Below are 792 nucleotides of genomic sequence, written 5' to 3' on the forward strand. Positions count from 1 at the left end.
CAAAAAGTTCAGAGCTACCAAAACCGTAGCCGCATTGGATGAACCACCACCGATTCCACCGCCCATGGGTAGTACCTTTTTCAAGTCGATATCAGCGCCAAATTGGGTATTCGAGTACTGTTGAAGTGCCGTCGCAGCCTTCCAAATCAGGTTATCTTCGGTAGCAACACCAGGAATCTCTGGTGTAATGGTAATTAGATTTGAACGATCATTAGCGGTAATGCTGAGCTCATCACCGAAGTCGACAAATTGAAACAGGGTCTGTAGTTCATGGTAACCATTGTCACGACGACCGGTAATGTAAAGAAAGAGGTTCAATTTAGCCGGTGAGGGCCAGTGAGTTTGGGTCGCAATCATTTATCGAGTGTCCATTTAGAGACCACAATGTTGATCTTGTTTGAGTCTTGTTTGAAAGAGAGTCGTGTCGGCAGTGGCAGCACTGCTTCGGAAGTTGATCCCTCTGAAGAGGCTTGGGTACGGGTTACATCGCGGTAGCGATCAAAATTAAGCTGCCATGCTCGGCCATCAATCTGTTTAGAAAGAGCCTCTACTGTATTGTTGGCATTCAATAAGTAGGTGTCGGCATCTTGTGGGTTACCTAATAACCATTGAGGAAGGTGATCCACAGGGATCGTTAACCCTGTTAATTGTTGTACCAATAGAGAAGCGCTTCGGTGAGTAAAGACTTGATCATCGTAAGTGACCACTTTGGCCCCTTGTTCATTGATAGTGAGATTAAGTGCGGTTTGCCCAAGGAAGGTCGTGAGTCTCAATTGGCTGAAGTTTGGCGAG

General features: G+C 46.2%; 2 protein-coding genes. Both read right to left on the reverse strand.

Annotated features, from left to right (window positions below; translation table 11 throughout):
* The coding region (gene ispE / locus KIV40_RS30535) for a 4-(cytidine 5'-diphospho)-2-C-methyl-D-erythritol kinase (protein WP_285353033.1) at nucleotides 1-357 on the reverse strand (357 nt) is incomplete at its 3' end.
* A partial coding sequence (gene lolB, locus KIV40_RS30540) for a lipoprotein insertase outer membrane protein LolB (protein ID WP_285353036.1) occupies nucleotides 354-792 on the reverse strand: 439 nt, incomplete at its 5' end. The genes lolB and ispE, both read right to left, overlap by 4 nt.

Source organism: Vibrio sp. D173a, from assembly GCF_030248475.1.